The following is a 22,497-nucleotide window of genomic DNA, read 5'->3' on the forward strand; positions in this document are numbered from 1 at the left end:
ACCAACCGCTCGATGAGCATCAGCCCGACGAACGTCTTGCCGAGGCCGACGCCGTCGCAGAGGAACGCCCCCCCGTGCTGGCGCGCGATCTTCATGAGCGCCCAGTAGGCTTCCTTTTGATAGCGGTCGATCCGCGGAAACATCTTCGACCGGGTCTCGTCCCACTCGGTCGCCGTGAGCTCGTGGCCACGGAAGAACTCTTGCAGGGCTTTCGCATAGACCTCGAACGGGGTGTAGAGGCGCGTCTGGCGAGCGACGGTGTAAATAATGGCGTCGGTGACATCGATCGCTTCGTTCCAGTGTGCCTCGAACCACTCCTGGAGTTGCGCGACCTCGCGTGCGTTCTGGACCTGGATATTCAGTTCGACATTCTTCGTGAGGCCCGGCTTGGTAAAGTTGCTGGAACCGACCAGGGCCTGGGCACCGACGACCTCAAGCTTTGCGTGCGTGATGTAGGCTTTCGCGTGGAACTTGTCTTTGTCGTACACGCGGCATTCGATCTGTCGGGATCGCAGCGCTTCCAGGACCGCGGGAACGCCCTGCAGGAACGGGTTGGTATCCTTGTCCGCTTCGATACTCGCGTTGAGGACTTCGATCGCTCGGGCCCGGACCGCATCCAACATCGCCCTACGTGTGCGATGGTTCGTTTCCGTGCCCATCAGAATCCGGATCTTGTTGAGCGTCTGCCACTTGCCGTCGAGCGAGAGCAGCGCGCCGATCTCGAAGTACCCGGTTGCGATATCGAATGCCCTGGCGATACCTGCCCATTCTTCGAGGTACCGAAGGCCGGTCCAGCCGGCAACGCTGTTGTCGACGATAAAGAGGTCGCGGGGCTTAGTTTCGAGGGTCATTGGTATTCGCCTTGGCCGAATGCTCGGCGCTCGCGCGTGAGCATTGGTTAGTCCTTGGTGCCCGGGAGCAGCCCATCACCGCGCAGCTTCTCGCCCAACTTGAGAATGGCCTCGGCAAGGTCGCGATATCGGTCCACACCGACCGCGAAGCCTTGCTTGCCCGGCAGCCATTGGCCAGCGTCACCACGATAGTACACGCGGATATTGATGATCTTCCGGCCACGAAAATCATCGACGCTCACGCGTACCTCCTCGCGTGAATTCTTTTCGAACGTTGCGACGACCTCGCCGCGGTCGATTTCAGACACTGCTTGGTCTCCTAAGATTCCAGGTCACGTCAGGCGACATTTTCGACGAGCTTCTGAAGGTCCTTCATGATCGAAGTTGCATCAGTTGCTCCCTTGAGAGAGCGCTCCTCCGAGGGCGTGAGCTTCAATCCGAACTTCAGTTTTAGGAATGATGCGGTATCTGTCCGGCTCTGGCGTCGATTTACTACGTCTGATCCAGACATCGCGATTCCCTGCCATTCCTTGTTGGTGCGCCGCCAGTCGATCGTGCGTAGAGTCTTCAGGCGATCTTTCCAATCCTCGGGATGTGCCGACATCAACGTTTGTCCCATGGCACCGATCGCCCAGAGTACGACCGCGTGCGTATGAATGAACTCCTGGCGCACCTCGACCGGCTTGAGATCATCAGCCTTCACCTTGCGCCATTCAGGAATATTGGCTGCAACCGCTTCCCAAAACTCGATCGCGAGATCCCTCTTCTGATCGAAATCAGGCTCCGAAACCGTGCCGACGATGGCGGACGTGGCGTCGTAGAGGGCGCCTAGGGTGAACAATTTCGGCGACCGCAAGGGAAGTGAGATTCGATCCTTGTCTACCAGCCCTTTGAACTCATCCACTCGCTCGATCAATGCGAGAGTGACCTGACTCATCAGGTCTCGGTGGTTGTACAGAATGTTGAGTGACTTCGAGGTTGTTCTTGCTGTCCGATTGAGGTCGGAGAACATCTGCTGCATCCGGTCGAGGTCTTCCCAGGGAAACAGCACAACCGAGATTGTTTCGTCCCCGAGAGCCGGGTTCGCCTTCAATGCCTCCTCGATCGCAGCTCGTCGGTGCTGTCCGTCGTTGATCACCAAGTCGGCTTCAAAGGGAATCTCCAGAATGCCGAGGTCGCTCAGATCGCCGACGGGCTGGAAATTCGGATCACAGTCAAACGATGCGGTCAGCGAGGAGAAGAGGTAGCCGTCCTCATTCTCCAGAATGTAGTTCGTGATTTCGGGAATGCGGTTTTTCTGGATGACCCGTTGGGCGCGCTGCTCGGGGGGGAGTTCGGCCCAGTCGCGGAACTTGAAGAGCTTTGGCACAAGGTTCAGCTTCACCATCGCTACGAAATAATCGCGCTTGCCCATTCGGCCGCGGGCGGCGGGGAATGAAAGTTTCATGAGCAACTCCTGCAGAAAAGTACGTGCATATATTTCACATTATCGACGTACTATTTGTCAATAGTCATAAACAGTACGCTTGTTTGACTGCAATTGCCTTCGGCCGATCGTCAGGCTGGCGATTAGCGGCGTTTGAAATAGTTGTTTTAATCGTAGCGTGGCTACGGATATTAGAACTTTTCCAATCTTTAGATTCCCTGCGTGTTAGAAAAATGCGTACAATCGTAGTGTGACTACGATAATGGATAACAAACTAAACGCCCTTTACACCCGACTCCCCAGGGGAGCGCCGGTCACCTCTGCGCAACTCGCCAGCATGGGGATCTCCGGCGACTTGGCGGTCCACTACGCCCGGTCAGGCTGGCTCGAACGCCTTGCACGCGGGGTTTACTGCCGGCCGGGCGAAGAACTCTTGCTTCACCCGAGCTTGGTCGTACTCGAAAAGCAAATCGACGGATTGCATGTCGGCGGGAAGACTGCGCTGGAGTGGTATGGCGTCCGCCAGTACGTTGCGCAACAGGCAGTTCTTAGATTGTACGGATGGGCCGCGGCGCGACTTCCGAGTTGGTTCGTTCAGCACTTTCCCGCCGAGTACCACCGCAAGCGGCTGTTCGATGAGAAGCCCGAGCACATGCTCGCGGTGGGGCGTTTCGAAAGCCGTGATAGCGCGCCGCTCGTCTCGATGCCCGAACGAGCGCTGCTAGAACTGCTGGATGAGGTCGGAGTTCGCCAGCCACTGCAAGAGGCAAGAGAAATCGCCGAAGGTACGTACAACCTCCGTGCCGACGTCCTGACGGATCTCCTGAAGCGCTGCACGAGCGTCAAGACCGTGCGACTATCCCTCGCGCTCGGTCGTGAGTTGTCGCTGCCATGGGCCGCCAAGCTCGACGACGTGGAGTTGCCCACAGGCAGCCGCCAGCGGTGGGTATCCAAATCCAAGGATGGATTGTTGGTGCTCAAGCCGTGAACCAGGAATACCTCGATACGGCGCGACTGCTGACGCAGGTGGCGCCCCTCGTATTCGCGGACGACACATTTGCCTTGAAGGGCGGTACCGCGATCAATCTTTTCGTGCGGGATATGCCCAGACTGTCCGTGGACCTCGATCTGGTATTCGTCGATTACCGGTCCGAGAGAGACGCCGCGCTTGCCAGGATCAATGAAGCGATCCGAAGCGCTGCCGATCGGCTCAGGAATCGAGGATTTCAGACGCACGTGGCCAACGTGACCGGCGCCGGAGAGACGAAGCTCTTCGTGCGCCGCGACAAACTCGTAGTGAAGGTCGAGGTGAATTTCGTCCTGCGTGGCACGGTGCATCCGGTTCGCTCGGCGTCGCTCACCGCCAAGGCGACCGACGTTTTGCTTGCGGATCTCGAATTGCCCCTCGTATCCCTGGAAGACCTCTATGGAGGCAAGCTCGTTGCAGCCCTGGATCGCCAACATCCGCGGGACTTGTTCGACGTGTTGCAGCTTTTCCTCCACGAAGGAATCACGGCGGGTATCCGCCGCAGCTTCGTCGTCTACCTCGCGTCGCATAATCGGCCTATCCACGAGGTGCTTGCCCCAACGCCACACGGTATTTCCGCCGAGTTCGACGCCAACTTCCGGGGTATGACCGCGGAACCCGTCGAGTTGGACGCGCTGCTGTCGGTGCGAGAACGTATGATTACCGAATTGCAGTCAGGCCTGGATGCGAACGAGCGAGGCTTCCTACTATCGGTCGCGAGAAACGAGCCGGACTTTTCGTTGCTCGGAATCGAGCAACTCGAACAGTTGCCTGCCATTCGGTGGAAGCTTGCGAATCTCGATCGGCTGGCGAGGACTAATCCGAAGAAGTTCAAGGCACAGGCGGTGGAGCTCGAACGACTTCTCATTCATGGCTAGACTGGCCCCGCCTCTTCCACCAGTCATCGCTCAAGTGTTGGCGCGTTGCGTAGAAAGCGACCTAAGCGCGGAACAGGGCGAGACCCGGTCTGCGTCTGATTGCGGCTTCTCCCTTCCGGGCAGGGCGAAGCGAAACGCTTTACCCAGTGCCGGAATGCAGGACCGGTCACGGGGCAAGACGCTGACAGGGCAGACGGCGGAGCAACAATTCCGGTGTGCCGTATTTGTGCCATGACTTCACGCGCGCGGCGTTGGATTGCCCGCGAATGAGATAGGAAATGAATTGGCAAGCGTTAGCAAGTGACTGAATAACAACGATCAAAAATTGCGTGGTACCATTCGTAATCAGTAGGTCGAGTGTTCGAGTCACTCCAACAGCACCAGAAATCAATGACTGAGGCGCTGTCAGCATGTCGGTAATTTGGGACATTTCCCAAATTCAGCGCTTCGGAAGCCTCCCGGCGCTCGCCTTGATGACGCGCTGATACAACCGCCTGGTGGTCGCTGGGTCGTAGTGCCCGAGCCTGTTGTGCGCCTCCCAATCGGTCGCCAACTTCGGGCGCAGTCACGCATCTGCCAGTTGGCGAGATCATGCGCGGCGCGAGTACCACCGACAGGCTCGTCCAGTCTGCAGCGCCGGCTCGTGTCGTATCTCTGTTTGTTCACCGCGGATCCGTCAGAGTATTTTGTGATGGAAGGGCGTAGCGCGCCCGGCGGGCGAGGTCAATGCGGCGCTTGCTTGTATGTAATCGACCGATTACAATGCGCGCATGTCCTCGATCAAGCGCACCGAGCAGTTTTCCGACTGGCTCGACGGCCTCAAAGATCGGGTGACCAAGCAACGCCTGAACGCGCGACTGCGCAAGGCCACATTGGGCAATCTGGGCGACGTGAAGTCCGTCGGTTCAGGCGTCTCCGAGATGCGCGAGCACTTCGGGCCGGGATGGCGCATGTACTACGTGCAGCGCGGCGCGCTTTTGACCGTGATGCTCGGTGGCGGACCGAAATCCACGCAAGCCGCCGATATCGCAAAGGCCATCGAGTTGGCCGCGACCTTGGAGGATTGAGCGATGAGCCGAAAAATCAAGATTTCTGAGTTGCCCGATTTCGACGCCGCCGAGTACCTCAAGGATGAGAAAGATGTGGCGGCGTACCTGACCGCAATCATCGAGGAGAACGATCCAGCGCTCCTGGCGGCCGCCCTGGGCGACATTGCACGAGCGCGCGGCATGAGCGAGATTGCAAAGGTCTCTGGGCTCACGCGCGAGGCGCTGTACAAGGCACTGCGACCCGATGCGCAACCGCGATTCGAGACCGTTGCCCGCGTGTGCAAGGCGCTTGGCGTGAAGCTCGTCGCGCAGCCGATGTAGTAATACGATGCGCCCCATTTCTGAGCGCCGAACCGGCGCGCCTCGTCCGGTAGAGCTTGCTGCGGTCAATGTCGCGCCCGTCATACAGCGAACGCGGTGTCGACTCAAGCCCCCGCTACCGGAGCGCTGGCATCGCGCCTGCGCTGTTCGACGGCGGCGCGGATGCGCTCCAGTACTTCGTCGTCCGGCAGATGCGATTGGTAGGCCTTGTCGCCGTCCCAGCTCGCTTCCCTGATCGCCACTTCGTCCACCTGGCCGCGTTCCCACTCGGCCCGCACGGCGGCGGCGTACTTACGCCGGTAATCGATGTACTTCCAGACGCCGAACAGAACCGTGATGACCCCGGCGGCGATGAACGCACCGATCAGCTTGGCCCAGAACGGCTCGCAGATCAGTGCGGTCGGGTTATGGTTGAAGCAATAGTCGAAAAAATTCCACCACGACTCGCCGAGGTGTTGAGCGTTCTTGATTCCGTCCACGGTGTTCTCCCTGCAGGAGCCTCCAGACAGAGCAATGTGCGTACCGGCGGCATGGCATGCCCGTGTCGGGCAAGCCATTGTCATCGAGAAGCACGCCTTGTTCAATAGTGCACAGTCCTACCCCGGCTCACCTGTGGCCGGCATTCCGGCCTGTCGAAATTCAGGCAATCGGCCGCCTGCGAACGCAACCCGCCGAGGCTAGCAAGGTCTGGTCTGCGTAGTTACGATCGGGCACCGACGCAGCCGCACTTGCAGTCGCCCTGTAAGTGCGGGTCTGCGAATCGACAGCGCCCGATCTGGTCACACGCAGGCTCACGTCCTTGCCAGCGCACACGAACGAGGAGACACGATGCCAACTGAATCCACAGCCACCGCGGGACTGAACCGAATGGCCGTTGCCACCCCGGCCGACTACACGCGCGACCCGACTCGCTGGGGCAGCGCGGAGATCGCGGCCCACTTTGCGGATTTCGAGCACCTGGACGTTCGCACGCAAGGCGCCATCATCCGCTTGCGCCATGGCGGGTCGGGACCGCCGCTGCTGCTCGTCCACGGCAACCCGCAGAACCATACCTGCTGGTACCGGATCGCCGCGCGCCTCGCACAGCGCTATCACGTGATCCTGCCCGACCTGCGCGGCTACGGCGACAGCTCGCTGCCCGACACCGGCCCGAATCACGTCAATTTCAGCTTCCGGGCGATGGCGCAGGACCTGATCGACATCATGGATCAGTTCGGCTACCGGCAGTTCTACGTGGCCGGCCACGACCGGGGTGCGCGCACGACACACCGCATGTGCCTCGACCATCCCGGGCGCATCCTGAAGGTGTGCCTGATGGACATCGTGCCCAACCACTATGTGTGGACGCATACCAACAAGAACTGGGTGATCGGAACCTGGCACTGGGGATTCATGGCGCAGCCCGAGCCCTTTCCCGAGCGGCTCATCAGCGCGGTACCGGCCGAGTACTTCCTGAAGAGCCGCATGGCCATACGCGGCGGCACGGGTCTGGGCTTCCTGGCCGAATCCGCGCTCGCCGAGTACGTGCGCTGCTACACGCTCAAGACGATAACGGGCTCGTGCCGCGACTATCGGGCGACCGCGACTTGCGACTTCGAGATGGATGCGGTGGACAAGGACACGCAGCTCACTGCGCCTCTGCTATTGCTTTGGGGGGCACGGGGCCATCCGCCGGAGCGGGCGCGCGAGTTCATCGATATCTGGCATCGATACGCCAGCCGCATCGAAGCGTTCGAAGCCATGCCGTGCGGGCATTACATGCAGGAGGAGATGCCTGAGCGGATCTACGAGCACTACGCCAGGTTCTTCGCCAGCTGAGAGGCAACGGGCCGCGGCGCACGACGCGGGCGAAAACAGCGAGAGAATCGGCCGTGCCATGCTCGCCGTCCGGTAATTCGCTTGCTTCATCCAGGCGGTTTTGGCAGAATCGCCCGGCATCACGCGCCGGGCCGCTAGCCCCGAATTCAGTCGGTACCGCGGCCGAACACCCTGTAAATCCCATCGGCAACCCGACGTCCGTTCAAGCCGGGCGTTCGCTGCACGCGCGAGAGACCGACGATGTCAAGCCCCCGCATCGCCCTGATTCACGCCACGGCCGTCGCCATGGCGCCCGTTTGCGAGGCATTCCAGAGCGGCTGGCCGCAAGCCCGCATTACGCATCTGCTCGACGATTCGCTCAGCACCGATCTCGCGGCCGAAGGCTCGCTCGGCCCCCGCATGATCGAGCGGTTCGTCACGCTGGCGCGCTATAGCGCGGGATGCGGGGCCGATGCCATCCTGTTCACCTGCTCGGCTTTCGGCGCGGCGATCGAGGCGGCCCGCGCGGCGGTCGACATTCCGGTGCTGAAGCCCAACGAAGCGATGTTCGACGAGGCCTTGGAGACGGGGCGGCGCATCGGGCTCATCTCCACTTTCGAGCCGAGCATTCCATCCATGGTGCGCGAGCTGGAAGACGCGGCGAAACGCCGCGCGATCGAGCTCGACGTGCGCTCGCGCAGCGTTCCGGATGCGCTGGCGGCATTGCGCCGCGGCGACTCGAATTTGCACGACGAGTTGATTGCGCGGGCTGGTGCTGACTTCAAGGAGTGCGACGTGCTCATGCTCGCGCAGTTTTCGATGGCGCGTGCCGCTTCGCGTTTTGAGCCTTTTCCTGGACGACGCGTTTTGACCAGCCCCGGCTCGGCCGTATCCCGGCTCAAGCGCGATCTGGCCCAGTTCGCCGTCGCCTGAGAACGCGCCAGCAGAAGAAGTCGCCGGCTTGCGCCGCATGCTCCCTGAAGCAACCCAGTCCACGGTGACGGCGTGGCTGGGCTCGGACTCGGCTTCGCGCATCCTGCCCTTCGCACTTTTCATGTTGTTCGTGGCGGCCGGCTCGCTGCTGCCGCCGCCGCTGCCGGTGCCGGTGCCGCCCGGGGAATGGGACTCGCGCTGGATCTATGCGCTGCGTGCCGTCGTTGCCGGCGCCGCCCTGGTGGTGCTGTGGCCGCGCTTCGTCGAGTTGCGCGATTGGCGCCTGCCGTGGTCCGATGGGCTGCTCGCGCTTGGCGCCGGTGTCGGCGTGCTGATCATCTGGATATGGCTCGATGAGGGCTGGTTCGCGTTCGAGCTCGGTGCCGGCTTCGATCCGCGCCGGTACGGCTCCGATGCGTTCGACTGGCCGATCACCTTTTTCCGCCTCCTCGGGCTGGCGGTGGTTGTTCCGCTCGCGGAGGAATTGTTCTGGCGCTCGTTCCTGCTGCGCTGGCTGGAGAAGCAGGATTTTCTGGCCGTGCGGCCCGCAGCCGTGGGCCTGCGCGCGCTGCTGATCACCAGCGTGCTGTTCGCGCTGGAACACAATCAATGGCTGGCTGGGTTCATCGCAGGTCTGGTCTACGGCTGGATCTACATGCACACAGGCCGCCTGTGGGTTCCCGTACTTGCCCACGCAGTGACCAACGGGCTGCTCGGCGCGTATATTCTGATCACGCGCGACTGGCGCTTTTGGTGAAACCGGCGGCGCGCACCCGCATCGTCCATGGGTTGATTAGCCTTGCCGTCTCGACGCCGCATTCTGTTGCTAGCGCTCGGCGCAGCCCTGGCCGAGCCGTGCCGGGCCATCATCGGCGGTAGCGAGGACGGCACACCGCCCGACTCGCCGGCCAACCGTGTCGATCCGAACACGACCCGCTCGCCCTGGGCTGGGGTCGGCAGCCTCAGCGTCGTCATCGGAACGCTGCAGCAGCGAGAAGCTACCTACACGGCCGCGGCGCTCGATGCGCGTCATGTCATCACGGCGGCCCACGTCGTCGCCGGCCGGGATGCGACCGACGTGCGCTTCAATCTGAACTACGGGGCGGACCTCTCGCACCGGATCGACGCGGCGGCCATCATCGTCCATCCCGATTACGCGGGCTACAAGCCCGATGCGAGATCCGGCGTCGTGCACGACGATCTCGCGATCGTGCGCCTTGGCGAGTCGCTGCCGTTCGGCGTGCCTTTCTACACAATTCAGCGCACTCCGGTTCGACCGCGTACGGTGATTACGTTGGTGGGCTACGGCGCCAGCGGCGATGGCGTTCACGGCCGAAGCGTTGCGGCCTCGCCGGCGGTGAAACGCGTCGGCCGCAACGTCATCGATGCGGGGTTCCGGGACAGCGACGGCGGAGATCTGCCGGAAGTGTACCTGTTCGACTTCGACGGGCCGGATGCTTCCGCCAATCGGCTCGGCGGCGGCTCGCTCGGCAATCACATCGAAGCGACCGTCGCGGGCGGCGATTCGGGATCGCCCGCGCTGGTGCCTGCAGCGCGGGGACGTTGGCAGCTGGTCGGCGTCAATACCTTCGTCGCACCTCGGTCAGCGCTCAACCAGCGCTTCGGTGGCTTCGGCGGCGGCGTACTGCTTTACCCGTATGTCGGCTGGGTGAATTCGGTGCTGGCCGGTACGGCTGGCTGAGCTCATTCGTTCGGCATGCGAGACGGATCGCATTGCGGAACATCGGCAAGCAGGCTACAGTCCGCATGCGGACTACACACCAAGCTGAGCGCTGCGCGCATGGCACGTCGATTGCGGCATTGAGGTAATCCCTGCGCCGGGAGGTGTTGGATGTGCGCTTCCGTTTCCTTTCTCTCGCGTGCTCTCTTGACGATGGGCACGGCAATGCGGCGCGCGGGATATGGCGTGCGTCTCATAGTACTCGCCACCTTTGTATCGGTTGCTCCGCCCCCGCTTCATGCCGCAGAAGGCGCGCCGCTGGAAGAAGCCAAGCCGGACCGGCAGATTCGCAACATGGACGCGCTCTCGGTCGTGCTGCTGCGCGCGACTGCGCCCAAGGATGCGCGCAGCGCAGCCACGCTCGGCGTGCAGCGGCAAGGCAGCGGGATCGTCATCGACAACAGCGGCCTCATCCTGACGATCGGCTACCTCATCCTGGAAGCCGATGGGATCGAAGTCATTCCCGCCGACGGCAAGGCGGTGCCTGCGACCATGGTGGGATACGACCATGCAACCGGATTCGGCCTGGTGCGTGCTTCGGCGCCGCTGACGATCAAGCCGATCGAGCTGGGCGATTCGGCCACCTTGCCCGAGCGTGAGCCCGTTTTGATCGCCGGTTTCGACGGCGTGGCGCCGGCCTATGTGGTTTCCAAGCGTCAGTTCGCCGGCTTCTGGGAGTATCTGCTCGACAGCGCGATCTTTACTGCGCCGGCCACGGTGAACTGGAGCGGGGCGGCGCTCATCGGCCGCGACGGCAAGCTCTATGGCGTGGGCTCGCTGGTCGTAACCGATGCGGTCAAGCCGCAAACCTACTCGCCCGGCAACATGTTCGTGCCGATCGATCTGCTGAAACCGATCCTGGGCGATTTGATCGATACCGGCCGAGTCAGCGGTCCGGCACGTCCCTGGATCGGCGTCAACACGCAGGAGATGCAGGGTCACCTGGTCGTCACGCGCGTCACCCGGGACGGTCCGGCCGAGAAAGGCGGTTTGAAGGTGGGCGACATCATTCTGCGCATCGGCGGCCAGCAGATCGCCGGTCAGGTCGATTTCTATCGCAAGCTATGGTCGAAAGGGCCGGCCGGCACCGAAATTCCGCTGTCGGTCCTGCAGGGCGCACAGATGAAGGACTTCGTGATCCAATCGATGGATCGCGCCAAGCACGTGCGCACGCGGACAACGTATTAGCCCGTGTGAGTCAGTGAGAGGCTTCCCGGGCCGCGACTCGGCGGCGTGCGAGTCCGACGCTATCGGCCACTGCTTCCTGCACGCCTTCCTGCTATCATTTTCCGCTTGACTCAGCCGCTACAGGAGCCGTTTTGATGGCCCAGGATCGAATCAGGGGCGTGCTCTCGCCCGTCGTCACGCCGTTCAACGAAGATCTTTCCCCCGATGCCGAGCGCTTCATCCGGCATTGCAAATGGCTGGTATCCCAGCGCGTCGGTCTTGCCGTCTTCGGCACCAACAGCGAAGCGAACTCGCTGTCCGCCAACGAACGCATGGCGCTGCTCGAGGCGCTGGTGAACGCCGGCGTCGATCCCAAGCGCATGATGCCCGGCACGGGGTGCTGCGCGTTGTCCGATTCGGTGCGCCTCACCGAGCATGCGGTCAAGCTGGGCGTGGCCGGGGCGCTGATGCTCCCGCCCTTCTACTACAAGGGCGTGAGTGACGAAGGCCTGTATCGCAACTTTTCGGAAGTCATTCAGCGCGTGGGCGATTCGCGCCTTCGCATCTATCTCTACCACATCCCGCCCGTCTCGCAGGTCCCCATCACGTTGAACCTGATCGAGCGGCTGCTCAAGGCTTATCCCGGCACCATCGCAGGGCTGAAGGACAGCTCGGGCGACTGGAACAACACCAAGGCGGTGTTGGATCGATTCGGAAAGTCGGGCTTCGACGTGTTCGCCGGCAGCGAATCGTTCCTGCTGCAGAACATGCGCAACGGCGGCGCCGGCTGCATCACCGCCGGGGCGAACGTGAATCCGGCGCAGATCACTTCGCTCTACGATGCCTGGCAGGGCGCCGGCGCCGATTCGATGCAGAAGGCGATCGACGACGTTCGCAATGTCCTGCAAAGCGTGCCGATGATTCCGGCGCTGAAGCGCACCATCTCGCACTACTCGGGCGATAAGGAATGGAATCGGCTGCGTCCACCGCTCACGGAGCTCACCGCGCAGCAGGAGCAGCAGCTGCTGCAGGGGCTGGAGAAGCTGGACTTCGGCATGCCGGGCGTGCGCGAAGCGGCGCTCGCCTGACGCGCACTCGGCTGGCGGTGGCTGCAAGCGCCCCTGCCGTTCCAACTCGCCGACCCGAGGCGAGCCACGCCTCGGCGCAAATCTAACGGCCGCGGAATACGGGACGGCGCTTTTCCATGAAGGCGCTGCGGCCTTCCTCGTAATCGGCGCTTGCGAAGCAGGCGTCGACCATGTCCTGGCAGCGCTCGAGATCGCGGACACTGGAGTCCTTGTGCCGCTCCAGGACGCAGCGCTTGACCGCCGCCAGCGTGAGCGGCGCATTGTCGGCGATCATCTCCGCGTAGCCGCGCGTGTACGATTCGAGCTCGCCGACCGGCACCAGCCGATTGATGAGCCCCATCGTCACGGCTTCCTGCGCATTGAACTTGCGCGCAGTGAAGAAGATCTCGGCAGCGAACGACGGGCCGACCAGGTCGATCAAGCGCCGGATTCCGTCGTAGCGATAGCCCAGGCCCAGCCGGCCGGCCGGAATCGCGTAGATCGAATCGTCGGCAGCGATGCGGATGTCGCAATCGATGGCCACCGCGCAGCCGCCGCCGATGCAGTAACCGCGGACCATCGCGATGGTCGGCTTGGAAAATTCCTGCAGTGCTTTGTGCGCGGCCTCGCCGGCCGCGTTGTACGCTTCGGCCGCCTGCGTGCTCGCGCGCTTTTCCTTGAACTCGGAGATGTCGGCCCCGGAGATGAACGCCTTTTCGCCGGCGCCCTTCAGGATGACCACGCGGACGTCCGGGTCCTTCTCGAACGACGCCAGGGCGCGCGGCACCGATTCCCACATCGACATGGAGACGGCATTGTGGCGTGCCGGATTGTTGAACGTGATCCAGCCGATCGCGCCTTCCTTGTGCGCCAGCAGTTTTTCGGTCGTGGTCTCCACTGTGTCCATGGCAATCCTCGAGAGTCGACGGGCGGAAGCGCCCGATTATAATCGGATGCGGATCTGGCGGGACGAAACCGATACGAAACAATGCGGAGACCATCGATGCAAGAGCCTCAGTTCCCGGCGCACGGGCAAGCGGACGCCGTGGCGGGAAAGCTTTCTCCGCTCGACGTGCTGCGGCTGTATCCGCTGCACGATGGCACCCTCCTGGGCGCACTCGAAAGCCGCATCCAGGCCGACCCGGAACGGCCGTTTCTGCGCTACCGCGGCCGGACCTGGTCGCGACGTGCGTTCCATGCGGCGGCTCTCGATCTGGCGCGCGCGCTCACCGCACGCGGCATCAAGAGCGGGGACCGCGTCGGCATCGTGGCGCGCAATCACGAAGGGCACGTGCTGCTGTTGTTCGCCTTGGCACGGATCGGCGCCATCCTGGTTCCAACCAATCCGGAGTTCGGTGTCACCGAAACCCGCTACCTGCTCGGCAAGGCCGAAGTGAGCGCGGTTGCCGCCTCGCCCGAGTGTCTTGCGAACGTTCGTGAGACGGTTGCCGAGCTCGCCGTGGCGCCGTGGTTGATCGTGCTCGACGGGATAGCCGACGGCGCGGTCCCTCTCGCCGAGCTGCTCGGAGACGCGGCGGAAGGCGCAGTGTCCTTCTCGGAGCTGCCCGGCGGCGCGCCGGCGCGCCTGTCGCCCAATCTGCCGCCCAATCCGCCGGCCGACACGAGCTGCCTCATCATCTTCACCTCCGGCTCGACCGGGTTCCCGAAAGGCGCGCTGCACAGTCAGCGCAACTTCGTGACCGCGGGCGAGGCGAACGTGGCGCGGCTATGGCTGCAGCCGGACGACCGGCTGATGACCGTGCTGCCGATGTTCCATGTCAACGCGCTGTTCTACTCGCTCGCCGGCGCACTGGCGGCAGGTGCCTGCTGCGTGCTGATCGAGCGCTTCTCGGCCTCCGCGTTCTGGGACACAGCGGTCGAAACCGGCGCGACCACGCTCAATATCATCGAAGCGATCGGCCGTATTCTCGTTGCTCGCCCGCTCGCCGAGTTTCGCCCCGGGCATCGCATCCGCAGCGTCTACGGCGCGCGAGCGGACGTGCGCGAGCATTTCCGCAAGGCCTTTCACATTCCGCATCTGCTGACCGGCTTCGGCATGACCGAGATTCCGGGTGTGTGCTGCGCGCCGTTCGACGGGCCGGACATGCCGGGCGCGATGGGCCCGGCGGGCCGCCACCCGGATCCCGAACGGCCGTGGGCGCAACTGCGCGTGGTGGACGAAGAAGGCCGCGACGTGCCCGACGGCATCGAAGGCGAGCTCTGGGTGAAGCACCCGATCGTCATGCAGGGCTATTTCCGCGACGACGAGCAAACGCGGGCCTCCTTTCACGAAGGCTGGTTCAAGACCGGAGACCTGGTGCGGCGCGACTCCGACGGCTGCTTCTGGTTCGTCACGCGCAAGAAGGACATCATCCGTCGCCGCGGCGAGAACATCGCCGGAGCCGAGCTCGATCGCGTCATTTGCGAGCACCCGAGCGTGGTGGAAGCGGCTGCGATTCCGGTGCCCTCGGAATTGGGCGAAGACGAGATTCTCGTCTGCGTGGTGCCGCGCCCGGGAGCAGCGCTCAGCGCCGAAGAGATCGCCGGCTGGTGCCGGGCTCGGCTCGCGCCGATGAAGGTGCCGCGCTTCGTGCTCCTGACCTCGGATCTCCCGCACACGCCGACGCACAAGGTCAACAAGCAGGTGCTGAAGAGCGATCCGACGCTGAAAGCGCGCGCCGTGGATCTCTCCGCGGCGCGCTAACCGATCGTAAGACTGAAGCACTCCGAGCGCGCCGTAAATCCTGGCCGGAGTCGCGCTAGCCCAACCTGGCGGAAGCTGGGCCAGCTCAAACTGTGAAGTCGCTAGTGCTCTGAGTCAGAAGTTCGTCACCCCCGCGAACGCGGGGGTCCAGGTGGCGTCTCGTTCTGGATTCCCGCTTGCGCGGGAATGACGAATTACGACGAAATTACGATTCACCACACTAGCTGCAGCTCTGCGTGCCGCGCTTCCTCTGTTCTTCCCGATCGCGCTCTTCCGCTTCGTCCTTGCGGTCTTCGGCGGACTTCTTCAGGTCCTCTCCGGGGTTGCCGGCCTTCTCCAGTCCGACCAGCACCGCGTTGCTGGGATCGAGCAGACCGATGGACGAGCCCGAGGGCGGCGCCGGCGACGGCTGCGCGGTTCTGACCAGGACCTTGCCGCTGGCGAATATGCCGGACACATTCTGCAGGCGCAGCGGCGTGATGTTGTTGAAGACGAAGTTGTTGTCCGTGCCCGATGCGCTGCCCGAGATCGACACCGCGATGTCGTTCGCTTCCGGCAGGTTTATCGTTCCGCCCGCGGACACGGTCAGCGAGCCCGTGACGTTGCTGGGGTCGTTCGGATCGACGTTGCGCACGGTGATGGTGGCGCCGGGCGCCTGAGAAACATCCCCGCCCGAACGCAGCACGAGCGAGCTGAAGGAGAAGGGCCCGATCGGGGCATTCACCATCAGATCACCAGCGTTGTTGCTGCCGACCGTAAGCTGACCGGCGTCGATCAGCGCGAGCTCCGCGGTGTCGACGCTGAAAGCGCCGACGGATTCGGCGCCGAGGCTCACCGCCGTGCCGTTGCTGCGTGGCTGCAACGTGACCGCGAAGCCGCTCTCGAGCGGCGCATTGAGCGCCAGGCTGTCGGTCGTGATAGTGATCGAGCTGCCGGCCGTGATCGCGCCGTTGACCGTTGCCGAGCTGCCGCTCGCGCCCGTGGGCGCGGAAAGGTTGACCGACGAGAGCTGTGACGTGATGGGCGCGTTCACCGCGATCGTTCTGGCGGTGACATTGATGCTGCTCCTGGCGTTGATCGCGCCGCCGACGTTCACCGAGCCGTTCGTTCCGACATTGCTCAGGAAGACGCCGCCGAAATCGGACGTGATGGGCTGGCTGGTGTTGATCGCGTCCGCGGTGACGGCTACGTTGCTGGACGATACGACGGGGGCGGCGATCGCGACGCTTCCTCCCGCGCCCGCATTCATCGAGATGGCACCGGTGCTGGCAGAGCCGAGCGCGGCGTTGACTGCGATGCTGCTGCCGGGTGCGGTGAACAGATTGAGGCTGCCGGAGCTGCGATCCACCGGCGCGCTGACGGTAATCGGGCCGCTCGGGTTGGTCGTGTTGCTGCCGATGTTCAGGGTGAAGGCGAACACCTTGTCCAGCTCGGCGTCCGTCAGGCCGAAGCCGACATCGGAGCCGAGGTCGATCGCCGTCCCGGCGAGCCGCGGCGCCAGCGTGACCGTACTTGCCGTGATGGGATCGACGATGTTAAGCCCGTCGGCGCGCAACGTCACCGTGCCCGAGCTCGCCGTCACGCCGACCAGACTATCCACCGTACCGATCGTGAGCGGGGCCGCATTGGTGAAGCTGAAGGTGTTGAACGAGCCCGCGAGCCCCGCTAGCGTCGTGACGGCGTTGTTCTCCGTCAGCGTCACCGAGCCGGAATTGCTTTGCACGCCAAGCTTCGATGCGGTGATGATGGAGCCCGCGGTCTGGCTGATGTTGCCGCTCGCGGTGAGCAGCAAGCCGGCCCATCCGGCGCCTGCGCTCAGCGGCTGCGCGATGGTCAGCGCGGCGGTGTTGCTGTCGCCCAACTCGACGAAGCCTGAAGTCGAAAGCTGAGCGAGCGTGGTGCTGTTGAGGAGTCCGCCCGCACCGAACGTCATCGGGCCCGACCGCGGCGCAACCTCGATGTCGCCGCCGCCGCTACTGGATGCGGTTTTCCCGGCTGCGATGTTCAATGCCGCGTCGGAACGTAGCGCCAGATCGCCTGTGACCGCGAGCGATTCGTTGATATTGATCGTGCCCGCGCTCAAGCTCAGATCGTTCGCGGGAATGACAAGACCCGCTGTGCTCACCGTGATGGTGCTGGCTCCCGGCGCCGAGAACGACAGCGTGTCGGTGATCATAAGCTTCGCCAGCGTGGCCACGTCCAGGCCCATGAACGTACCGACCCCCGAGGTTCCGAGATCGATCGTTCGTCCTGACGTGACGGTGCTGACGGCGAGGTTGGCCGCGGTGAGGCTCACCCCGGCGCTCGGGATCGTGAAGTCGTCGGCGATCAGTTGCACCGAGCGCGTGGTCGAGACCGGCGCCGTGACGTCCACCCGAGGCGTGGGACCGAACACGACGGTCGGTGCCATCAGATTGATCATTTCGGCCGCAGTGATGCCGAGGACGCCCGCACCATCGGCGCCGCCGAGGTCGATTCTCACCGCGCCCGTCAGCGGGCGCACGGTGATGCTGTTGAAGGCGTTCGCCGCGGCGCCCAGGGTGAGCGCGTCGGTAACCAGGGTGACGTTACCGCCGGTACCGGTAAGCGCTGCCGACGTGGTGAGCGATGACGCGGTGATGGAAAGATTGCCCGGAACCGTGATCATCGAAGCCACGTTTGCCGTGTTCCCCGATACCAACGTCAGGTCGTTGAAGGTCGTTACGTTGATCGGCGCAGTGATGGTGATGTCGTCCGAAGCCGCTTCGCCGATGGTCACCGAGGCTGCGATGATGCGGTCGAAATCCGCCTGCGCGAAGCCGAAGCCCGAACGGGTGCCAACATCGATCGAGGTACCCGCAGTTGGCAGCAAAGTCACGCTGCTGCCGCGGATCGTCTGGTCGATGTCGATCTGATCCGCGCGCAGCGAGACCGGCATCGGCGAGGCGAACGATCCCGAGCCGGCAAATATGCCGGTCAGCCCATCGACGCTGCCGACCACGAGCGGTGCGCCCGGCGCGCGCGTGAACGCGACGGAGGAGAAATCGCTGTGCAGCGCCACCGTGCCGACCTGGTTCAGCTCGTTGAGCGCGATCGCGCCCGTGGCCTTCGCAGCGAGGCTCGCTGCGGTCAGGATTGCGCCGGCAGTTTGCGAAATGCTGCCCGAACCGGTCTTCAGACTCAACGTCCGCCCCGGCAACGAGACTGCGCTCGACAGGAAGATATTGCTCGTGAATCCGAGGGTCTCGCCGATCCGCAGCACGCCCGTGGGCGTCATGGTCGCCAGTTCCGAGTTGTCCAATCCGATCGCGCTGCCCGAACCGGCGCCGCCCAGATCGATCGAGCGGAAATCGCGCGGCATGACGTTGATGTCGCCGCCCGCCGTGATCGTGGTGCCGGACGGATTGATCGTGAGCGTGTTGCCCGTGAGCGTCAGGCTGCCCGTGCCGCCTGCGCTCATCGAGGTCATGCCCTGAATGTCGATGATCGGTGCGCGCACCGAAAGCGCTCCGCCCGACGAAAGCGCTCCGGCAGAGAGCAGGGTGAAGGTGCCACCGGCATCCAGCGCGAGAGCCATGACGTTGGGGAAGGAGACCGTTCCGGTCACGTCGATGTTGCCGCTCGAGGTGCTGAAGAAAATCGTTCCGGCCGGCGCGCTGAGCAGGCCGATCTCGATGGTGGTGAGGCCCAGGCTCGTGCCCGGATCCGTGCCCAGATCGATCGTGCGCGTCGGGGTGTGGGTCGCGATCTCGATGCTGCCGTTCGAGGAGCTCACGGCCGACTGCAAATCCACGCTATCGGCCGTGATGCCGATGCTGTTCGTGGCGCTCAACGGCGTGCTCGATCCGACCGTCACGCTGCTGGTTGTGGCTGGATTGCTGCCGCCGCTGTGCAGGACGAGCTTGTTGATCGTGTTCGGTACCGCAGTCGTCGACTGGACGCTGACCGGGCCCGCATTCGCACCGCCCAGGACGACGGTCGCGCCGGTCAGGTTGTTCAATTCCGCGGGCAGCAATTCGAGTGCGCTGCCGCCCTTCGCGCCGACGATCGCGACGGCGCGGTCGGCCGTCACCGGTCCCAGCGTCGTGGTCGTGGCGGGAAACGTCACGGCGGCCGCGATGTCCATCAGGTCGCCGGCGATCGCCACATCGGTGCCTTGTACCAGCAGCAGCTCCGGCCCGGTCAATCCCAGCGTGCCCGCGACATCCGCGCCCAGCGTCACCGTCCTTGCTGGCGTCATCGGCAACAGCTTCACGCTGCCGGTGTTGGTGAGAACCGCTTGTGCGATGTTGAGATCGTCGGCCTGCAGCTTGATGTTGCCGGTGCCGAAGAAATTGTTCACCCGCACGCCGCTGAGGCCGTCGACCGTGCCGATGTTGACCAGCTTGCCCGCCGCCGCGACGAAGTTGATGTCCCCGCCCGAGCAGCAGACGATCTGCGCCGCCAGGTTGTCGACATTGTTGCCCTGCTGCAGATCGATCAGACCAAAAGCAGAGACGGCGAGGTTCGGCACCGTGATTGCGGCACCCAGCGCCTGGGTCACATTATTGCTCGACGAGGAAAGGCTCAAGGTGCTGGCGAGCGCGGGCGAGATGGGGCCGGCGATCGTGATCGGCCCGGCGCCGCTGAAGCGCAATCGAGTCGGCGTGCTCAACAGGTCGAGCTGCCCATCGGTCAATTCGAGCGCGGTTCCGGTAGCCGCCGCGATGCCAAGCTGAATCGGCTGGCTGAAGGTGCGCGTGGCGATGTCGAGGTTGCCGCCGCTGGTCACGGCGCTGCCGACGCTCAGGCTGTCGGTGGTGAAGGTAATGCCCGAAGTCCCTGCCGTGAGCGGCGCGCCGATCGTCATCGCCGGCGCATTGATCGAGAGCCCACCGCTGAGCGTTACGCCCGCGTTCTGGGTGTAGGAAGCTCCACTGGTAACGGTGACGAACGACGGCGAGATGATGCTCACCATGCCGTTCACCGTGATAGCTCCGCTCGCGGTGTTGCCGAGGGAGAATGTACCGGTGGTGAGCAGGCGGTCGAGCTCGAGCTGGGTCAGCGACAAGGCGCTCCCGATCTCGGTTCCGAGATTGATCGCGCGGCCGGAGTTGTTTTGCCGCACCGTAATCGTGCCGTTGCCGGCGTTGACGACACCCTGGATGTCCATGTTGTCCGCGGTGAGCGTCGCGCCGCGCGACGTGACCGAGGCGCCCGCACCGACGGACACCGCCGCGCCCGGGTCGGTCGCGGTGGCCGAGAAACTGCCGAAGGTGCCGGTGGCGATCGAGGCTCCCGCGGCGACATTGACCCCGGCGCTGCCCGACAGCGAAACGCTGCTGGTGCTGGTGATGGCGCTGGCTACGGTGACCGCACCGTTCTGAGCGAAGGCCGAAAAGAAGCCGCCGGCAACGGGCGCGGCGATGTTCACGCCCCCATCGATCGAATTGAACTGCACCGAGCCGCCGAAGGTTCCGGCCGGGTTCATGGTGTTGATCGAAGCGTTCGCCGCGATCGCATCGGCGCCCGATGCGGTGAACGATCCGCCGCGGGTGATGATCGCGCCCCCGATCGTGATACCGCCGCCGCCCGTCGCATCCGAGTTCGCCTGCAGGACGACGTTGAGCGGATCACCCGTGGAAGTGATCGACGCGCCTGGCATGATGACGATGTTGTTGTGCGCCTGCATCGTCAGGCTGGTGGTGCCGATGAACACGTCGTCGCTCGACGAGGCCGATTTGAGGATCGGGGCATGGATCGTGATGTTGCCCTGCTGCGTGCCCTCGGTCGGGCCGACGCTGGTGGTGGTCAGTATGACGTTGCTGCCGAAGTCGAGCTGGGCGTTGAGCAGGTCGACACCGACCATCGAGCTATCGGTCAGCGGAGCGAAGAACGGCGCGCCGGTGTTGGTGGTCGGGTCCAGCCCCGCTCCGGCCACGACATCGAGATCATTGGGATCCAGCAGCCAGGTGCCGGATTTGCCCGCCGGCGCCCGCAGATCGGGACCGCGGCGCACGTCGAGACCGAGCTTGCCGGAGGTCTCGACGAACCCGCCGTTGCCCGCATTCTTTCCGCCGCGCGCGCTGATGCTGCCGTAGCTGCGCGTGGTGTCGTCGGCCCACACGATCACCTTGCCGCCGTCACCGCTCGCGCCGGCGTCTGCCTTGATGCTGGCGCCCTCGCCGACATAAGTCATCTGCGCGTTGCGAACCGCCGCATTGGCGCCTTGCAGGTCACCCCCGACCAGTGCCGCGCCGCCGCCGCGCTCGCCGGATACGTCGACGGCTGCCTCCCCGACCAGCCCGACGCGCTCGCCGAGCAGTCGAACTTCACCGCCGCTGCCTGCGTTCCCGGTCGCCGTCACGCTGCCGGCCACCAGGGTCGTTCCTTGTCCGGCGTCGACTTCCACGCTGCCGCCGCTCGCACCGCTGGCGCTCGTGATGCTGCCGGCCTCGAGGTTGGCTGCGTGCGTGGCTTTGAAGACGATCTTGCCGTTCTCGCCGACCACCGCAGTATCGGCGCTGACCACGCCGCGATTGGCGACGACCGCGCCGTAGATGCCGACCCGGCCGGACTCGGCAACGATCTTGCCGAGATTGAGTGCTCTTGCCTCGGGTGCGGAGATCTCGATCCGGACCTCGGAGTTGGCCGAGTCGGTCAGCTCCACCGATTTGCCGGCGGCCAGGATGACTTCGCCCTTGGGGGAGTGGATGATGCCGGTGTTTTCCACGCCTTCCGGCGAAATCAGCAATACGCGTCCGCCCATGGGCGTGCGGATCTCGCCGGCGTTGCTGAGCGGACCGGCGCCCGGCGTGTTGCCGAAGCGCATCCGGCCCATCAGGAAATCGGCGTCCATGATGTCGAGCGTTGACGCGACCAGGCCGGCGGTATTGATCTGGGCGCCGGCGCCGAACAGGATGCCGTTGGGATTGATGAGAAATACGCGGCCGTTCGATTGCAGCGCACCGAATATCGCCGAAGGGTCGCGCCCGACCACGCGGTTCAATACGGCGCTGGCGGTGCTCTGCTGGACGAAGCGGGTGGTTTCGCCCGCACCGATGGAAAAGCCCTTCCAGTTGATGATCGTTCCCGGCGAATTGGTAATCGTCAGGGACTTGCCCTGGGCGTTGAAGCTCGCCTGGCCGTGCGTGACGGCCGGGCCTACGGGATTGGCCCAGGCGAGGGCGGGAGCGAAGCAGCAGGCGACGGCGCTGGCGAGTACGCTGCGACGGATGTTCCGTGGATGCAGACGCGTGCAGTTCATGGCTCACTCCCTGAGTCTCGATACGTCCTTAAGCTTTCGGACGCAATTGCCTGATCATCTTATCAGTTTAGTGATCGGGCACTGCCTGTCCAGGGGTCGAAGCAACGTTCGAACCAGGGGCGAGACGTTGCTTGTTGGCAACGGTCGCAATGCCGGCGGAATGGCCCAGTCCGGACTCGGGCCGCCGCGGAGGATGCCGGTGCTATCGAATCAAGGTCTTATGGCGCTTGCCAAAAGCTTGTCGAACACGTTGCACTCGAAGCCGTCCTCTACCCAGGAACCTGCCCGCCCCAGCGGGCACTGGATGCTCC

Annotated in this window: 17 protein-coding genes; 11 read left to right on the forward strand and 6 right to left on the reverse strand. The window is 64.0% G+C overall.

Annotation, left to right across the window (positions count from 1 at the left end; genetic code table 11):
* The 3 genes from GEV05_10515 to dndB form a co-directional block, all read right to left on the reverse strand.
* Window positions 1–851, reverse strand: an 851-nt coding sequence (locus GEV05_10515) for a helicase (GenBank protein ID MPZ43819.1), incomplete at its 3' end; no start/stop codon positions are given.
* 47 nt (window positions 852–898) lie between these two features.
* Window positions 899–1,177, reverse strand: a complete 279-nt coding sequence (locus tag GEV05_10520) for a hypothetical protein (protein ID MPZ43820.1) — start codon at window positions 1,175–1,177, stop codon at window positions 899–901.
* An 11-nt stretch (window positions 1,178–1,188) separates the two neighbouring features.
* On the reverse strand, window positions 1,189–2,298 hold the full coding sequence (dndB, locus tag GEV05_10525) for a DNA sulfur modification protein DndB (GenBank protein MPZ43821.1): 1,110 nt from the start codon (window positions 2,296–2,298) through the stop codon (window positions 1,189–1,191).
* 241 nt (window positions 2,299–2,539) lie between these two features.
* Here dndB and GEV05_10530 point away from each other — a divergent pair, with 241 nt between their 5' ends.
* The 4 genes from GEV05_10530 to GEV05_10545 all read left to right on the forward strand — a co-directional run bounded on the left by GEV05_10530 (window position 2,540) and on the right by GEV05_10545 (window position 5,552).
* On the forward strand, window positions 2,540–3,265 hold the full coding sequence (locus tag GEV05_10530; GenBank protein ID MPZ43822.1) for a hypothetical protein: 726 nt from the start codon (window positions 2,540–2,542) through the stop codon (window positions 3,263–3,265).
* Window positions 3,262–4,182 carry a nucleotidyl transferase AbiEii/AbiGii toxin family protein gene (locus tag GEV05_10535; protein MPZ43823.1) on the forward strand — a complete coding sequence of 307 codons (921 nt, stop codon included), beginning with the start codon at window positions 3,262–3,264 and terminating at the stop codon, window positions 4,180–4,182. Before GEV05_10530 ends, GEV05_10535 begins: the two co-directional genes overlap by 4 nt.
* Before the next feature lie 770 nt (window positions 4,183–4,952).
* Window positions 4,953–5,249 (forward strand): type II toxin-antitoxin system RelE/ParE family toxin, encoded by a 297-nt coding sequence (locus GEV05_10540; GenBank protein ID MPZ43824.1) that lies wholly within the window; start codon window positions 4,953–4,955, stop codon window positions 5,247–5,249.
* Window positions 5,250–5,252: 3 nt separating this feature from the next.
* Window positions 5,253–5,552 carry a putative addiction module antidote protein gene (locus GEV05_10545; protein ID MPZ43825.1) on the forward strand — a complete coding sequence of 100 codons (300 nt, stop codon included), beginning with the start codon at window positions 5,253–5,255 and terminating at the stop codon, window positions 5,550–5,552.
* Window positions 5,553–5,656: 104 nt separating this feature from the next.
* On the opposite strand, the gene GEV05_10550 is transcribed toward GEV05_10545, so the two are convergent.
* A complete protein-coding gene (locus tag GEV05_10550; protein MPZ43826.1) occupies window positions 5,657–6,031 on the reverse strand; it encodes a hypothetical protein in 375 nt (124 codons plus the stop codon).
* 388 nt (window positions 6,032–6,419) lie between these two features.
* On the opposite strand from GEV05_10550, the gene GEV05_10555 reads away from it, so the two are divergent.
* The 6 genes from GEV05_10555 (at window position 6,420) to GEV05_10580 (ending at window position 12,278) form a co-directional block, all read left to right on the forward strand.
* Window positions 6,420–7,370 (forward strand): alpha/beta fold hydrolase, encoded by a 951-nt coding sequence (locus GEV05_10555; protein ID MPZ43827.1) that lies wholly within the window; start codon window positions 6,420–6,422, stop codon window positions 7,368–7,370.
* A 240-nt stretch (window positions 7,371–7,610) separates the two neighbouring features.
* Window positions 7,611–8,282: an arylsulfatase gene (locus tag GEV05_10560; GenBank protein ID MPZ43828.1), complete on the forward strand. Its 672-nt coding sequence runs from the start codon at window positions 7,611–7,613 to the stop codon at window positions 8,280–8,282.
* 37 nt (window positions 8,283–8,319) lie between these two features.
* Entirely contained in the window at window positions 8,320–9,039 is a 720-nt protein-coding gene (locus tag GEV05_10565) for a CAAX prenyl protease-related protein (GenBank protein MPZ43829.1), read from the forward strand.
* Window positions 9,040–9,081: 42 nt separating this feature from the next.
* On the forward strand, window positions 9,082–9,984 hold the full coding sequence (locus tag GEV05_10570) for a trypsin-like serine protease (protein MPZ43830.1): 903 nt from the start codon (window positions 9,082–9,084) through the stop codon (window positions 9,982–9,984).
* Window positions 9,985–10,134: 150 nt separating this feature from the next.
* Complete coding sequence (locus GEV05_10575; GenBank protein ID MPZ43831.1) at window positions 10,135–11,211, forward strand: PDZ domain-containing protein; 1,077 nt, start codon at window positions 10,135–10,137, stop codon at window positions 11,209–11,211.
* A 134-nt stretch (window positions 11,212–11,345) separates the two neighbouring features.
* Window positions 11,346–12,278 (forward strand): dihydrodipicolinate synthase family protein, encoded by a 933-nt coding sequence (locus GEV05_10580; protein ID MPZ43832.1) that lies wholly within the window; start codon window positions 11,346–11,348, stop codon window positions 12,276–12,278.
* Between the two features lie 82 nt (window positions 12,279–12,360).
* On the opposite strand, the gene GEV05_10585 is transcribed toward GEV05_10580, so the two are convergent.
* Window positions 12,361–13,164 (reverse strand): enoyl-CoA hydratase, encoded by an 804-nt coding sequence (locus GEV05_10585; protein MPZ43833.1) that lies wholly within the window; start codon window positions 13,162–13,164, stop codon window positions 12,361–12,363.
* Between the two features lie 96 nt (window positions 13,165–13,260).
* Between GEV05_10585 and GEV05_10590 the strand changes: the two genes are divergently transcribed.
* Window positions 13,261–14,961, forward strand: a complete 1,701-nt coding sequence (locus tag GEV05_10590) for an AMP-binding protein (protein ID MPZ43834.1) — start codon at window positions 13,261–13,263, stop codon at window positions 14,959–14,961.
* Window positions 14,962–15,181: 220 nt separating this feature from the next.
* On the opposite strand, the gene GEV05_10595 is transcribed toward GEV05_10590, so the two are convergent.
* Window positions 15,182–22,186 (reverse strand): filamentous hemagglutinin N-terminal domain-containing protein, encoded by a 7,005-nt coding sequence (locus tag GEV05_10595; GenBank protein ID MPZ43835.1) that lies wholly within the window; start codon window positions 22,184–22,186, stop codon window positions 15,182–15,184.
* Window positions 22,187–22,497: the final 311 nt, after the last annotated feature.

This window comes from Betaproteobacteria bacterium, assembly GCA_009377585.1.
Taxonomy (GTDB): domain Bacteria; phylum Pseudomonadota; class Gammaproteobacteria; order Burkholderiales; family WYBJ01; genus WYBJ01.

Bases quoted from the DNA above. Each gene is read 5' to 3' on its own strand.
- GEV05_10590 (MPZ43834.1), top strand. From the start codon at position 13,261: ATGCAAGAGCCTCAGTTCCCGGCGCACGGGCAAGCGGACGCCGTGGCG.
- GEV05_10560 (MPZ43828.1), top strand. From the start codon at position 7,611: ATGTCAAGCCCCCGCATCGCCCTGATTCACGCCACGGCCGTCGCCATG.
- GEV05_10545 (MPZ43825.1), top strand. From the start codon at position 5,253: ATGAGCCGAAAAATCAAGATTTCTGAGTTGCCCGATTTCGACGCCGCC.
- GEV05_10580 (MPZ43832.1), top strand. From the start codon at position 11,346: ATGGCCCAGGATCGAATCAGGGGCGTGCTCTCGCCCGTCGTCACGCCG.
- GEV05_10540 (MPZ43824.1), top strand. From the start codon at position 4,953: ATGTCCTCGATCAAGCGCACCGAGCAGTTTTCCGACTGGCTCGACGGC.
- GEV05_10555 (MPZ43827.1), top strand. From the start codon at position 6,420: ATGGCCGTTGCCACCCCGGCCGACTACACGCGCGACCCGACTCGCTGG.
- GEV05_10530 (MPZ43822.1), top strand. From the start codon at position 2,540: ATGGATAACAAACTAAACGCCCTTTACACCCGACTCCCCAGGGGAGCG.
- GEV05_10595 (MPZ43835.1), bottom strand. From the start codon at position 22,186: ATGAACTGCACGCGTCTGCATCCACGGAACATCCGTCGCAGCGTACTC.
- GEV05_10565 (MPZ43829.1), top strand. From the start codon at position 8,320: ATGCTCCCTGAAGCAACCCAGTCCACGGTGACGGCGTGGCTGGGCTCG.
- GEV05_10585 (MPZ43833.1), bottom strand. From the start codon at position 13,164: ATGGACACAGTGGAGACCACGACCGAAAAACTGCTGGCGCACAAGGAA.
- dndB (MPZ43821.1), bottom strand. From the start codon at position 2,298: ATGAAACTTTCATTCCCCGCCGCCCGCGGCCGAATGGGCAAGCGCGAT.
- GEV05_10575 (MPZ43831.1), top strand. From the start codon at position 10,135: ATGTGCGCTTCCGTTTCCTTTCTCTCGCGTGCTCTCTTGACGATGGGC.